2 protein-coding genes are annotated in these 657 nt (G+C 53.7%); both read left to right on the top strand.

From position 1 onward, the window contains the following. Positions 1–326, top strand: a 326-nt coding sequence (tnpB, locus tag EQY_RS0115705; protein ID WP_000306220.1) for an IS66 family insertion sequence element accessory protein TnpB, incomplete at its 5' end; no start/stop codon positions are given. 19 nt (positions 327–345) lie between these two features. Then, positions 346–657 (top strand): IS66 family transposase (locus tag EQY_RS0115710; RefSeq protein WP_001058446.1); only part of this gene is annotated, 312 nt, incomplete at its 3' end.

Consider the following 657-nt stretch of genomic DNA (forward strand, 5'->3'; position numbering starts at 1 on the left):
CCAGAATCTGGATCATCGCTGGCATCACAGATATGCGTTGTGGCTTCAACGGCCTGGCTTCGAAGGTGCAGAACACGCTGAAAGATGACCCGTTCTCCGGGCATATCTTCGTCTTCCGGGGCCGCAGTGGCAAAATGGTGAAAATACTGTGGGCCGATCGTGACGGGTTATGCCTGTTCGCCAAACGCCTGGAACGGGGCCGCTTCGTCTGGCCAGTGACCCGGGAAGGGAAAGTGCACCTGACGCCAGCTCAGTTATCCATGCTACTGGAGGGGATCGCGTGGCAACATCCCAAACGGACAGAACGGCCTGGCATCCGGATATAACCCATGATAAAACAAGGGAATGAACAATGAACTCCCCGACGATATTGAACTGCTTAAAGCCATGTTGCGTACGCAACAGAGTCGGCTTCGCCAGTATGCCTGTCAGGTCGCGGGCTATGAGCAGGAAATTGAACGGCTGAAAGCGCAACTCGACAGGTTGCGTCGCATGTTGTTCGGCCAGAGTTCAGAGAAAAAGCGTCATAAGCTTGAAAATCAGATCCGACAGGCAGAAAAACGACTGTCGGAACTGGAAAACCGGCTGAACACAGCCAGAAATCTTCTGGAAGATGCATCGTCAGTCACAGATTCATCTGACACCTGCCCCCCGTCA

Source organism: Escherichia sp. TW14182, assembly GCF_000208525.1.
Taxonomy (GTDB): domain Bacteria; phylum Pseudomonadota; class Gammaproteobacteria; order Enterobacterales; family Enterobacteriaceae; genus Escherichia; species Escherichia ruysiae.